The organism is Sphingobium sp. TomTYG46 (assembly GCF_055396345.1).
In genome coordinates this window covers 1,761,814-1,775,725 of sequence record NZ_AP027324.1, presented here as the reverse complement: position 1 = coordinate 1,775,725, position 13,912 = coordinate 1,761,814, and the positions used below count along the sequence as shown (strand labels likewise).

Here is a 13,912-nt window from a genome sequence, read left to right as displayed (position 1 = left end):
TCATTCGTCCGCAAAGAAGTCTTCGTCCAGCCGCTTAACCTTGATCACGCGACTGACCCTGACGCCGACACCAAATTCGATCATCAGTTCGGTCAAGCGGGCACCATCGATCAGGATGACACGTTGTTGAAGGCCTCGGGCGAACTCCACGGCCGGAGTACTGAAGCTGGAAGTCGTGACGAAAACGCCTTTGGTTGCCCCAAGTCCGACTAAGCTGCCGACGAAGCCCTGAATTTCTGGGCGTCCGACGCTCACATGCGGAGCATAGCGCTTGGCTTGTACATAAATCCGATCAAGGCCCAGCCGGTCTTCATCGACCACGCCGTCAATACCGCCATCGCCGGACTTGCCCAGCCGCATGGCCGCATTTTCATGTGATCCACCATAGCCCATCGCGACCAGAAGATCGACGATGACACGCTCAAAGAAACTGGGGGTCTGCTCCAGAATCCTCGAAAGCAAGTCTGCCTTCAGGGCGGAGGTTAGAACCGAGTGGGCAGCATCAATCTGTTCCTCCGGTGTGACGGTAGAGGTGGTCGATGCTTGGGCGGCGGGAACTTCGCTCGGGGAGGCGGATGCGGCTGTCGCCCCGTAAAATTCGACAAATGCTGGATAGCTCTTTAGCGTTTCGACGTCGATGTGTTGTGGCTTGGTTTCAAGCAGCGCCTTTCCCGCCTCACTCGCCACGAATACCCCCCGCTTAGGGGCATCGATCAGGCCAGCCTTTGTCATATAAAACTTTGCCCAATGGATGCGGTTGTGCAGCAGCCGTTGCTTCCCGCTGGGCAGCATCTCCTCCCGCTCTGCATCGGACAGACCCAAGGCGTCAGCCACCTTTTCGGCCGCAATGGGGACGCGCGTTTCGCCTTCGGCTGCGATCGTCAGCACCCGCAGCATCAACTTCTGATAGTCAGGAATCGTCATGGGTGCGTTCGCTAGCAGTCGATACGGCTGAATAACAACCGAGTATCGCGGAAAATCCGCCATCTTATATGAACAGGCGGATACAAACGTCTATTGCGAAGCTGCTCTAATCCCGCCAAAAAAGCTCTGCCTTCCGTGAAAGCCGGAGGGTGGGGCGTAGGAATCCCTGCCACTAGAACTCGGTCGCCAGATTTTGGAGGCCGGGTGGCATGCGCGCATGTCCAGTCGGTTCGCCGATAAAGGGGCGTGCGCCTGCTTTAGTGGCTAGGTTCCTAACATCCGGCTTCGGCCGTCGCTCCGAGAGGTACATAGGGCGACGCAAGGTTGAAGCCGAAGGTCGCTCTCCAGGCGTGAGGGGCGAGCAGTGAACTATCCACAGCCATAGCGATGCTGCCTGTTCAAGCACGCTGACGCCTTTGCGGCTCAGTCGGAGACACCAAAGACATCATCGAGTGCCGCCCCTCCGGTGGACATAAGCCATTGGGCAGAGTTCGGCTTAACCCTCGTTCCACTGAAATCCTTGTCCCTTGTCCCCGCTGTAGGCGTGGACGCATGGCTCGAAAGATACTCGCTGCCTTCAGCATTGGACCATTTTGTATCCAACCCGCGTAATCGTGTCGGCGCGGTCGTCCCGAAGGCATAATCGGCTTCCGTGCTGCGGGCGCGGAATCTGAACGCGCGCTTCGCGATTTCCTTCAGTCTCTCGGAGCCGGGCCGATGCTCTGGCTACCCTCCGGATCATTTTACCGCATGGCTGATGGTGACAGCATCAGCCAATGGGAAGCGGTCCTCCCTGACGGCGTCCAAGGCGATTGTTCCGGGCGACACCATCCTATTCGCCATTCTACTACGACCGCTTTCGCAAGGATGGACGACAGGTCACTAGATCGCTGAAGACGAAGGATGTCCACGACGCCCGTCAGCAGGCGGAAGCGATCGCGGCGAAGCTCGGCTATCGAAAAACCCGTGAGAAGACCGACTATAGCTTCAACAGATTCGCTGCTGATACCATCGAGGCAGATCGGAAGAAGGTGAAGCGGGGTGAGCGGGCTCCAACGGTCGTCAGCTTCAATGAATGGATTCTCAAGAAGCATCTGACGGACCGGATCGGCTCTATCGACATTCGCAAGCTGGATTACCAGCGGATGCAGGAGGTGGTGGACGAGCTGACCGATCTTGAGCTGAAATCTGCATCGATCAAGCGGATCATGGTCATGGTCAGCAAGACGTTGAAGACGGCGGTGCGGGCAGGGGCTCTGACTCATGTGCCGATGATGCCGGAAGTCAGTCTCAAGCAAGGTACACGCGGCTGGTTCTCGGAATTGGAATTTGACCGGCTACTGAAATCCTGTGCTGATCATGCAGCTGCAAAAACCAAGGTTCGTTCGCAGATCACAGGGCAGGAATTGCGCCGGTTCATCCTGTTCATGGTCGATACGTTTTTAAGGCCCAGCGATGCCAAGCTACTGCGCCATCGGCATATCGAGATCGTGCGGACGAACAGGACGCAATATCTTCGGATTTCCACGGATTTCAGCAAGACCGTTGCCACGCCGATAATCTCAATGCCGGGAGCGGTGGAGGTATATCAAGAGATATTGGACGAGCAGAGGGCAAACGGCTTCGGGGGTCCGGACGATTTCCTGTTCCTGCCACAATATACGGGTCGGAATTTTGCCTTGGAGATGCTGCGTCGGCAGTTCCGGGTGGTGGTGGAATCTGCTGGGCTATCAGTGTCGGCGAGCGGGGAAGCGAGAACCATCTATTCCTTACGGCATACGGCCATCATGTTCAGGCTCATCAGCGGTGATGCCATCGACCTGCTGACGTTGGCGAGGAACGCCCGTACCAGCGTCGAGATGATCGATCGTTTCTATGCCAAGCATCTAACGGCAGAAATGAACGTTGAGCAGCTGCATGGGGGTAAGCTGGCGTTTGTCGAGTAGCCGGCGTCACAGTGTGAACGGTTTGAGAAAATTGATCGTGTGTCATCGAGTAGCTGCTCTGACCAAGGTGGCATGGTCGGCGTCGGAATTTGTCCAATCTGCCCGTCCGGGATGCGTCAGCGGGGCCGCGCGTCCATCTGGCCGATGCGAGCCTCACTCCAAATTACCTCCACAAGCCTCCGGCTCTGACATCCTTTGCTGCGGGGCGCGACCTTTCTTCCGGTCTCAGTGATTTGTTAGCAAGCGCAGCAAATCCGTTCTGGCGGTGATGTGCGTCGGCATTTTTCGGCCCATCTCTCTGTCCCTTGGACGAGACAGATTGTCTAGCGCGTTTTCGGTCCTTTTGCCCTCTAGCTGCTGTGACCACATCCTCTGAGATGAATTATATGATCAATGTACTGCGCATGAAAATCCTCCATATGACACGCAGATATTGGATATATAAAGAAATCAGTCGCTAAATAGTAGGTCGGCGGGCCAAAACTTACAAAAATATGACAGCGAGGGTTGCAGGGCGCCTGCGCGATCGTTAGCAGTTGTCAACATTGTGGGGCTGGCTTCTGCCAAGAAAAGGAACGCTGTCATGAAACAGGGAAAGAGTCTTTCTGCATTGTTGTGCGGTGCAGCGATGATCGTGCCGACCGCTGCCTGGGCGCAGGATGCGGCCGATGGTGGAGGCGAGATCGTCGTCACGGCGACGCGCGAAGCCCGATCGCTTCAATCAGTGCCTATGAGCGTCAATGTGGCGACTGGCGAGCAGTTGCAGAAGCTGAACATTTTCGATGCCAAGGACGTTCAGCAGCTCGCTCCGGGCCTGGAAATGACGAACACCACGGGCCGTAACAATTCGACGACGCTGCGCGGTATCTCGTTCGATCCCGACCAGGGCACCGACCCGGCGGTCCAGGTCTATTTCAACGAAATTCCGACCGATGCGCAGACGGTCTACACGGCCCTTTACGATATCAAGCAGATCGAAGTGCTGCGCGGTCCCCAAGGCTTGCTGCGCGGTATCTCCGCCCCCGCAGGTGCGATCACCATTTCCACGGCGCGCCCCGGTTTCGATGAGATCGAAGGCTATGCGCAGACTACCGCTACCACGCGCGGGGGCTACAATGTGCAGGGCGGGGTATCCCTGCCTTTCTCTGACAAGATCGCCCTGCGCGTTGCGGCACTGGTCGACGGCAATCGCCTGAACAACGTCCGCAATGTCAACACCGGCGAACGGTCGCGCAGCCGTACTGAAAGCGCCCGCTTGACCCTGGGCCTTCGTCCAACGGACAATCTCACTGCCTATATTACCTATCAGTATCTGTATGCGGACAATAGGCAGATGCAGCAGGTCATCGGATCAGGCAACACGTCGACTTTCGAAGCTGGTCCATTCCTGGGCGGTGTTCTGGTTCCCAACTTATCAACGCGTTCTGGCCCAGCGCTGGGTGTCGATGACTATGCCGCCGTCGCAGAGGGTACGAGCCGCAATATCAATGAAAGCCACATCATTAACCTGGCGATTGACTGGGACTTGGGTCCGGCAACATTGTCGTTTGTAGGGGCGCATCAGGACTCACGTCTTAAGGGCCAGCGTGATCTGGATGTCGGCAATGCAGTGCCCAATTACATCTCCAACTCCTTTGGTCCAACTCCCTTCGTATACGACACGGCCGAAATGCGCTTGGCTACGAATAACAAGGACGGCCTGGGCGGAGGCATTGGCGTCTTCTACAGTAAGATTGGAGGAACGACGCGTATCTTTCAGCCAGGCGACAGCTTCATTTTCCCGTTTGAACAGAATGATAGCCTGAACACCCTGGGCGCACTGCCCTATCTGCCCATCGCCACCCAAATTACCGTCCCGGTAGATCGGAGGATTTGGTCGTTCAACGCCAATCTTAACTTTCGTAGAGGCGGCCTGGCGATCGAAGGCGGTCTGCGTTACTCGATCATCAAGTCGGTGAACGTCAGCCGACTGAGCTTGAGCACGCCGGGGAACAGCTTGCTGTGCACCGGCGATCCAATTGTTGATGCTGTCTCGTTTGGCTGCTTACCGGCGTCCTACCCGGCAACGGACATCATTCCGGCCAACCTGCGCAATACGTCTGACAAGCCGATCACGGGCGGACTGACGATCAGCTACCAGTTAATGCCGTCCATCAATATCTTCGCTTCCTACGGCCACTCCTTCCGCGCCGGCAGCGTCAGCCCCGGCCTGCCCGATGGACTGAGCGACGACCTGATCCTGACCCAGCCGGAAAAGACGGATTCGATCGAAGCAGGCGTTAAAGGCAGCTTCGCTGGGCGGCGCCTGCATTATGCGGTGTCGGTCTATTATCAGAAGCTCGATAACTTCCTGAACCGTTTCAGCGGCATCTATTATGAGTCCGCCGTAGCCGCGCCGCCCACCGGCTATTTCGATTTCAACTATAATGGCGACGCACGGATCAAGGGGGTCGAAGGATCGCTGGATGGACGGATCACGAGAGACTGGGACTTCGGCGTCAGCGCTGCCTATACTCGCGCCCGTTATCGCAACGCCCTGCTGCCGTGCAACGACTTCGCAGGAACTGGCCGCCCTAACCGGGATGGAACGGCGACCGTTACGGGGCCGGGCAATGTCAGCTTCTGCGCCAGCAATGGCCGCATCGGCGAGACGCCTGATTTCAGCCTGACCGCCAACACGGAAATCCGTTTCCCGATGGACAGCGTTACGCCGTTCCTGCGCGGGTTGTTTACGTACCGGCCCGGCTTCTATTCTGACCGGATCGATTATGATTATCGTAGCCGTGAAATGCTCAACCTGTTCGTTGGCCTTCGTGCCGAGGATAGCAAATGGGAATTCACCTTGTTTGCGAAGAATGTGCTGAACCAGAAGCGGATCGCCAACATCAGCCAGGGCAACGCGGTAATCGGCACGTCCAGCGGCGTGGACTATGACTCGGGCTACCGCACGGTGAACGTGACCAATCCACGCGAGTTTGGATTGACGGGCAACTTCAAATTCTAAGATAAAGGCAGGGCCGGTCGGATCACCAACATGTGAAGCAGTTTCATAATGATCCGCAACCGGCCCCAGCGGCTGGGGTCACATATTCGAGTGACGTGAGCGCGCCATTGCTTTTGCGCTGGGGTTGTTGAAAAATATGCGGAATCCGCGCCATTCCGCGATTTCTGTCTGCTTTAATGGTGCAAAGATGCACTCGCTGAACGTGGAGCAATGAGGCTACGGAGACGCCGCCGCCAAGAGTCCAGCTATCAGGCTGCTCCTTAATAAAAGGGCGCCCTGAGGCATAGGCCGCTCTCAAAATCCTCCTGCGGATCGAGTAGATACCAACGCCATTTATGGTCGGCTTTCCAGTATATCCTCATCGTAATATTAATTTAATTGTCAATATTTTCATGAATAATCGGCGAAAATTATACAATTTTTACACCGTAAATATAAATATTAATTCATATTATTCAATATAACTCAGTAATTACATTAAATATATTTAAAATGACGCGAATATGAAATCGCATTTGTTTTTATATGACAGTGTTTGTCACAAAAATGTTGTGATGGCCTCTTAATGGCGACCCCGCAAAGCATCCACTTGATGGATTTTTAAAGGGGTAATCATGAGTCGCTCTTCCACTATCCTGCTTCGGACTTCGATGAGTGCGTTGTTGCTGGGATCTGTTTCCGCTCCCGCGCTCGCCAGTGCGACAACGGCCGAGGCGACCGCCTCTGCTCCCGCCGCCGACACGGCGGACAGCGAGGGCATGGCCGCTATCGTTGTCACCGCCACCAAGCGGGAAACCGATTTGCAGGAAACGCCGATTTCCATGGCGGTCGTCGATACGCAGGCGCTCGAAAACAGGCATGTGCAGAGCATGTACGACTTCGCCGACGGCGCAGTGCCGTCGTTGCGCGTCGCGACTTTCGAAGCGCGCCAGTCGGCGCTCACCATCGGCATTCGCGGCATCGTTCCCCTCGATGCCAACCAGCCCGCCCGTGAACAGGGCGTCGGCATCTATGTCGATGGCGTCTATATGGGCCGCCAGCACGGCCTCAACGCCGCACTGTTCGACATCGAGCGCGTCGAAGTGCTCAAGGGTCCGCAGGGCACGCTGTTCGGCCGCAACACCGAAGGCGGCGCGCTCAGCATCGTCAGCAAGGCGCCGACCGGTGAATGGGGCGGCCGGATCGAAGCGGGCGCTGGCAATTATGGTAACCGGACTGCCGACTTCCACTTGGACCTGCCCAAGGTCGCGGGCTTTTCGGTCAAGATTGATGGCGTGATCCAGCATCAGGACGCCACCACCGAAAACCCGCTCGCGGGCCAGGTCGGCTGGAACTATTACAACCGCAAGGGCGTGCGCGCCGCCGTGCGCTGGCAGCCGACCGACACCATCACCAACGACTTCGCCTATGACGTCGCGAAGGACGAGAATACGCCCTTCTACAGCCAGCTGCTGAACTATAATCCCAATGGTTGCGCCAACGGCACCCAGGCATCGCAGCCCGCCTGCACCCTGCCCGGCACGGCTTACACCAACCTGACAGGCGGCCCCGTCAAGCCCCTGCTGCCCGGCGTCGTCGTGAACGGCGACACTCGCATGGGTCAGGCCGACATCGGCGTGCCGCAGCAGGTTAGCGTCGACAAGACCCACGGCTTCACCAACACGCTGAAGTGGAACCTCGGCGACGAACTGGAGCTGCGTTCGATCACCGCATGGCGCGGCGTCGATGCGACCCAGTGGGACAATTCGGGCGGCGCGCACCGTCCGCCACTGGTAAACCCGCCGCTCGGCAGCACTGCCGCTGGCTGCACCACGGCCGCACCCTGCGCATTCAGCCGCTACAGCCTTGCCGACCTGCGCCAGCGCCAGTTCAGCCAGGAAATCCAGGCGGTCGGCACCGTCGGTTCGATCGACTATGTCGCGGGCCTGTTCTACTTTAACGAACATGTCAGCGACGATGCCGCTACGCCCAGCTCCATGGGAGCGGTCGCCATCCGAAACGGGGCTGGCGCGATCACAGGCTATAATTACGTCACCATTCCCTTCTGCACCGCATCGACCCCGGGGTTCGTTGGCCAGGCCGTCAACGGCTGCTCGATCGACCGCGCTTCGGAAGTCTGGTCGAAGAGCTATGCCGCCTATGGTCAGCTGACCTGGAACGCGACCGACGCCCTGCACATCACGGTCGGCGGCCGCTACACGCATGATGAAAAGAAGGGCGTGCTGCATTATTCGCGCAACGTGAATTATGACACCAACCCGCCCGCTCCCAGCGTCGGCTACCAGCCGCTGGATGCAAGCTGGAACCGTTTCAACCCGATGGCGACGATCGCCTATGACGTCAGCAACGACCTGCACGTCTACGCGAAATATGCGACCGGTTATCGTGCTGGCGGCGCCAGCTCGCGCACGTCCAACTATCAGGCGTTTGATCCTGAAGATGTGAAGTCCTACGAAGTCGGCCTGAAGTCGGACTTCTGGAACAACCGCGCCCGTTTCAACCTGGCCGGTTACATCATGGACCGCAAGGACAGCCAGGTCGATATCAGCTCGATCCAGTTTGTCGGCAACACCAGCTTCAACAATCTGGTCACGATCAACGCGCCCGGCACCACCAAGATCCGCGGGATCGAGGCGGACCTGACGCTGAACCCGGTCGAGGGCCTGACGCTGAATGCATCCTACGCCTATACTTACACGAAGATCCCGCCGGTGTTCATCAACGCGACGGGCGTCTATCAGAACTTCTACATCGTGTTCACGCCGCGCAACGCCGCGAGCGGTTCGATCGACTACAGCCTTCCGATCGGCAGCGAAGACACGAAGCTGAAGTTCCACTTCGATGGCAACTATTCGCAGGCTACCCAGGCCTTCGACCAGTTCGCGACCAAGAATGACAGCTCGCTGATCTTCAACGGCCGCATCTCGCTGGCGGACATCGGGACCGGCAATGGCCGCAACCTGACGCTCAGCCTGTGGGGTCGCAACCTGTTCAACGAACAGCATGTCTTCCGCCGCGATCCGTCGAACAGCCTGCCGGCTGCTCCGACGAACAGCACGACCACCGGCGACATCAAAAACGTGCTGGGTGACTATGGCAACTTCAACGCGCCGCGCACCTTCGGCATCGAAGCGTCTGTGAAGTTCTGATCATCTGATCTTCGCAACCTGATGTGGCGCGCCGCCCTTTCGCGGCGCGCCATTTTTTATGCGGTTGGCAGAATAATCGAAACCTGGAGGCCGGGCTGCGCATCGCCCAGTTCGATCGAGCCGCCATGCAGCCGCGCGATCGATGCGACCAGCGGCAGGCCGAAGCCGTGCCCCTTGTCATCGCCGCCGCCGGACAAGCGGCCGAAACGATCCAGTGCTTTCGTACGATCCGCAGGCGCGATGCCGGGACCGTGGTCGGACACGATCAGGGTTGCCCAGCCAGCCGACGCGCCTGATAGGGTGATGTATATTTCCGAGCCCACCGGGGTGTGGCGGATCGCGTTTTCCACGAGATTGACGATCATCTGCGATAATAGCTGGGCGTCGCCGTGGACGATGACAGGCTCCAGGCTGAGTGCCGCCATCGGATGCCCGCTGTCATCCAGCACGGCATCCAGCGCCTCGACGCATTCGGCGACGAGATCGGAAAGGTTGATAGCCGCGAAATTCTCGCGCCGTGCCCCGCTGTCGATTTCGGCGATACGCAGGAGCGCCGAAAAGAGGTTCAGCAATCCGTCGGCCTCGGCCTGTGCTTCATCGATCCTGTCGCGCACGGGCGCGGCTTTCGGGTCATGGGCGATAAGGTTCAGCTGGTTGCGCAGGCGCGCCAGCGGCGTCCGCAATTCATGCGCCACCCCATTGGTGACGTTGCGAATTTCTTCCATCAGATGATTGATGCGGTCCAGCATGCGATTGAAAGCCTGCGCTTGCTGCCCGAAAGCGGTATGAGAATCGCTTCCGGGCACCCGCTGCGACAGGTCGCCTTCAAAAATCGCATCGACGGTGCGGCGCATTTCGATGATCCTGCGGCGGATGATCAGCGTGAAAGTCGTCGCTGCCGCCAGCGCGATCAGGATGATCGAGCCGAAACCCAATATGTAGATGCGCTTGCGGGCCGCGTTGTAATTATCAAAAGGTTCCGTTTCGGCGATCACCGCCAGCTTCAATCCGCCTCCCAAATCCCGGACTACGACGCGGCCGTGGGAAAGGCCCTTGATATCATCCGCCAGATCAACCTTGGAGATGCCGAGGGGCAGGGGCCGCGACACGCGCACATTGCCTGCGATTTGCCGTCCATTTTCTATCAGGATGAAGCCAAGATCGGCGGTGTCGCGGTCATGTGCCGCGACGCGGATGCGGCGGCTGATCCCGCTGGCGGTCAGCCCTCCGCCCTCGGGCGCCAAAGTTTCGCTCATGCCTGTGATGCGCTGCACCACCATATGGTCGATGGTTCGCAGCGTCGCCAAGTAAATGCCAAAGCCCGTGGTCAACGTGGCGAGGACAAAGAAGAACAGAAAGACGAGCGTCAGTGTACGCAAGGACCGGGAAATCACCCCGGGATCATATAACCCAGTCCGCGAATAGTCACGATGGGATCGTCACCGCCAAATTCCATCAACTTAACGCGCAGGCGGCGAATATGGGCTTCAACCAGATTGGTGGCCGGTTCGAAATCATAATTCCACACCCGTTCCAGCATCATGGCGCGGGTAACAGGCGTACCCGCATGACGGACCAATTCCACCAGCACCTTGAATTCGGTCTTTTGTAACCGCAGCGCCTGACCATCGCGCCAGGCGCTGTGGCGGGAGGGGCTGACCACGAGATCGCCCGCGCGCAGCGTTTCGTTGGCGCCCTTGTCCGTCCATTCCCTTGCTCGCACCAGCGCGTTGAGCCTGGCGTTCAATTCGGCCGGATCGACGGGCTTCACGACATAATCGTCAGCCCCGTTCTCCAGCCCCTCCACCTTTTGCCGTGATTGGCCGAGCGCCGTCATCATGATGACGGGGGTCAGAATATTATGTTCGCGCAATCCTTTGAGCAGTGTCACGCCGTCGATCATCGGCAATATCCGATCAAGGATGATAGCGTCGAAATGCTGCGCGGCCACCATCTGGTTGGCGCATCGACCGTCTCCGACAATTGTGGAGTCATGGCCGAACGCGCTGAGTTGCTCGCGCAACTGCGTCGCGAGTTCCTCGTCATCCTCGACAATCAATAGGTTCAGCGACAATGGTCGGTCCCGACAGTGAAGCCCTGCATGGGTCTTCCCTATGACGATCGAGTTTCAAATCGATGACAGTTGAGCTCTCGCCATCACTAGAGCGGTCGAGGATCGGGTTTTCTTTTATGCGCCTGATCCATCGAGCCAGATCGCCTGTTCGATCGGCGGCAATGTCGCTCGGGCCGATCGCGCCCCATGGCGTGGTTCCAGCGGCGGGCGGCGTGATCGTCGTCGATGGCACGGGTGCGCCGATCGGCGCGGCGGGTGTTCGCGTTCAGTGGGAGGGCGCTTTGCTGGCGTTGCTCAGATGGTAGGTGGCCGACATCTGTCTTCCTCAGCGGTAGATGGCCTGGCCAACCGCGGCGCGCCAACCGGCGATAAGCTGATCTCTCTGAACAGCGGGCAGTGTGGCGCTAAACCGCCGGTCGGGCGTTACACGCGACACGGCTTCGGGGAGCGCCGTCCAGACGCCCGTTGCCGCTCCGGCGAGAAAGGCGGCGCCCAGTGCCGTGGTTTCGATGTTGGCGGGCCTGATGATCGTGAGATCCAGTATGTCGGCGAGGAATTGGCACAACCAGTCGTTGGCCACCATTCCGCCATCCACTTTAAGCTCGTCAGGCTGCACGGCGCTGTCGAGCGCCATGGCGTTCAGCAGGTCCGCGCTCTGGTAGGCGACGCATTCCAGCGCCGCACGCACGATATGTTCAGGACCCGTGGCGAAGGTCATTCCCGTCAGCATCGCCCTTACATGTGGGTTCCAGTGCGGAGCGCCCAAGCCGACAAAGGCGGGGACGAGATAGACGCCGCCATTATCGGGCAAGGACCGCGCCATGGATTCGGTCTCGGCGGCCGTGGCGACAAGGCCTAGCTTGTCCCGCGTCCATCTGACGGCTGCACCCGCAACGAAGAAAGCGCCTTCGATCGCGTAGCTGACGCTTCTATTGGAATAGCAGGCGACGGTGGACAGCATCCGGTGCCCCGATCGGCAAATCTGCCCGCCTGTGTTGAGCATCGCGAACCCGCCCGTTCCCAGCGTGACCTTTGCGCCGCCTCTGTTCAGGCACCCCTGGCCGATCAATGCGGCCTGTTGATCCCCGACCATTCCAGCGATTGGCAGCGATACACCCAGGATATTCTTGTCCGATGTCCCGAAGAGGCAGTCATTCTCACGCACTTCAGGCAATATCTGCATCGGGATGCCGAACATTCGGCACAGGTCCGGGCACCATGTCATCCGGGCGATATCGAACAGCAAGGTGCGGCTGGCGTTGGTTGCGTCTGTCGCGTGCACCTTTCCCGCTGTCAGGCGCCACAGCAGGAAACAGTCGATGGTGCCGAAGGCCAGTTGCCCCTTTTCGGCGCGATCGCGCGCGCCGGGGATTGTTTCGAGCAGCCAGGCAAGCTTGCTGGCCGTAAAATAGGAATCGAGCAGAAGGCCGGTGCGGCTCGTGACGTCAGGTTCATATCCATCCGCGATGAACCGGCTGCAAAGGTCCGCGCCGCGCCTGTCCTGCCAGACGATGGCCGGATGGATGGGCTGGCCGCTTTCACGGTCCCACAGCAGGCAGGTTTCACGCTGGTTGGCGATCCCGATGGCGGCGACATCCAGCCCCGTGCGATGCGCCTCGTCCAACGCCTTACGCGCGGTCGCCACGACGTCGCGCCATATCGCTTCGGGATCATGTTCGACCCATCCGTCGGCCGGATAATATTGTTTCAAGTCGATCTGCGCGGCGCTCCGCACGGTAGCTGTTTCATCGATCAGCAGCGACCGGGTGGATGTGGTCCCCTGATCGATCGCGAGCACCGCCTTCATTCTTCCCCTCCGCCTGCGGTTCATCCCCATGCCGACCATGATCTCACAGAATTTGGATTATTCTACTCTGCATTCGCGACTGGGCGTCAGTCGGCGGGCAGGCAGGGTCGATCCATCCTGGCGCCTCAGGGCAGATCGGGCACCCAGTTGACGCCGTTGATGTGACCTCCGCCGTCCACGAACAGCGTGTTGCCGGTGACATAGCGCGCGTCCTCACTGGCCAGGAACAAGGCTGCGCCGCCAATGTCCTTTTCCGGGTCGCCCATGCGTCCCATCGGATTGGCTCGCTCGGCATCGGCGGCGAGTTCGGGCTGAAGTGCTTTGAAATGGTTGAACGAGGCGGATGCGGCGCCCGGGCAAATGATGTTGGCGCAAATGCCAAAACCGGCCCATTCCCGCGCCACGGTGCGGGTAAGGGTGCGAAGCGCTTCCTTGCCCACATTATAACCGGCAGTCCCCATATGCGCGTTGACGCCGTTCAGGGAACAGAGGCTGATGATCCGCCCCCAGCCGTTCGCTTTCATATGAGGAAAGGCGCGCATCATCGCCCATTTGGGACCGAACAGGTTGATGTCGAAGGATTCATGGAAATATTCGTCGCCCATCGCTTCGGCGCGGGCAAAGCCCCGGCCGCGATAGGCGTTGTTGACCAATATATCGATGCTGCCGAACTGATCGACAGCTGCATCCACGGCCGCCTCCATCTGCGCGCGATCCGTGACGTCGGTGCGCACGAAGCGCGCCCGGCCGCCCTCTGCGACAATCGCATCTGCCGCAGCCGTTCCCTTGCCTGCATCGAATTCGGCGATGATCACCGCCGCGCCCGCGCGCGCAAAACGTCGAGCGACGCCGAGGCCAATGCCATCGCCCCCGCCGGTTATCACAGCCACCCTTCCGTTCAGCCGGTCGTCGGACATTCTCACTCTCCTGCAATTTATTGGACATGTTGGGCGGGCAGACCTGACGAACAGGCATCAGCGATTATATTGACGCTCCTGTGGAAGTCCA

General features: G+C 59.0%; 9 protein-coding genes. 4 read left to right on the top strand and 5 right to left on the bottom strand.

All coding sequences use genetic code 11. From position 1 onward, the window contains the following. The gene (locus ACZ5YV_RS08970; protein ID WP_464787322.1) at nt 1-987 is read right to left on the bottom strand and encodes a restriction endonuclease; all 987 of its coding nucleotides are present in this window, start codon (nt 985-987) and stop codon (nt 1-3) included. Between the two features lie 749 nt (nt 988-1,736). On the opposite strand from ACZ5YV_RS08970, the gene ACZ5YV_RS08965 reads away from it, so the two are divergent. The 3 genes from ACZ5YV_RS08965 to ACZ5YV_RS08955 all read left to right on the top strand — a co-directional run bounded on the left by ACZ5YV_RS08965 (nt 1,737) and on the right by ACZ5YV_RS08955 (nt 9,023). Beyond that, nucleotides 1,737-2,870, top strand: coding sequence for a hypothetical protein (locus ACZ5YV_RS08965; RefSeq protein ID WP_464787321.1), 1,134 nt, complete (start codon nt 1,737-1,739; stop codon nt 2,868-2,870). 583 nt (nt 2,871-3,453) lie between these two features. Further along, nucleotides 3,454-5,874 (top strand): TonB-dependent receptor, encoded by a 2,421-nt coding sequence (locus ACZ5YV_RS08960; protein WP_464787320.1) that lies wholly within the window; start codon nt 3,454-3,456, stop codon nt 5,872-5,874. Nucleotides 5,875-6,488: 614 nt separating this feature from the next. Then, a complete protein-coding gene (locus ACZ5YV_RS08955; protein ID WP_464787319.1) occupies nt 6,489-9,023 on the top strand; it encodes a TonB-dependent receptor in 2,535 nt (844 codons plus the stop codon). 56 nt (nt 9,024-9,079) lie between these two features. Here the strand turns inward: ACZ5YV_RS08955 and ACZ5YV_RS08950 are convergent, their stop codons facing one another. Beyond that, nucleotides 9,080-10,402 carry a HAMP domain-containing sensor histidine kinase gene (locus ACZ5YV_RS08950; RefSeq protein WP_464787318.1) on the bottom strand — a complete coding sequence of 441 codons (1,323 nt, stop codon included), beginning with the start codon at nt 10,400-10,402 and terminating at the stop codon, nt 9,080-9,082. 11 nt (nt 10,403-10,413) lie between these two features. Continuing rightward, nucleotides 10,414-11,097: a response regulator transcription factor gene (locus ACZ5YV_RS08945; protein ID WP_464787317.1), complete on the bottom strand. Its 684-nt coding sequence runs from the start codon at nt 11,095-11,097 to the stop codon at nt 10,414-10,416. 161 nt (nt 11,098-11,258) lie between these two features. On the opposite strand from ACZ5YV_RS08945, the gene ACZ5YV_RS08940 reads away from it, so the two are divergent. Continuing rightward, entirely contained in the window at nt 11,259-11,402 is a 144-nt protein-coding gene (locus ACZ5YV_RS08940) for a hypothetical protein (RefSeq protein ID WP_464787316.1), read from the top strand. 20 nt (nt 11,403-11,422) lie between these two features. Here the strand turns inward: ACZ5YV_RS08940 and glpK are convergent, their stop codons facing one another. Beyond that, nucleotides 11,423-12,904 carry a glycerol kinase GlpK gene (gene glpK, locus ACZ5YV_RS08935; RefSeq protein ID WP_464787315.1) on the bottom strand — a complete coding sequence of 494 codons (1,482 nt, stop codon included), beginning with the start codon at nt 12,902-12,904 and terminating at the stop codon, nt 11,423-11,425. 125 nt (nt 12,905-13,029) lie between these two features. Beyond that, the gene (locus ACZ5YV_RS08930; protein WP_464787314.1) at nt 13,030-13,821 is read right to left on the bottom strand and encodes an SDR family NAD(P)-dependent oxidoreductase; all 792 of its coding nucleotides are present in this window, start codon (nt 13,819-13,821) and stop codon (nt 13,030-13,032) included. Nucleotides 13,822-13,912 lie beyond the last annotated feature (91 nt).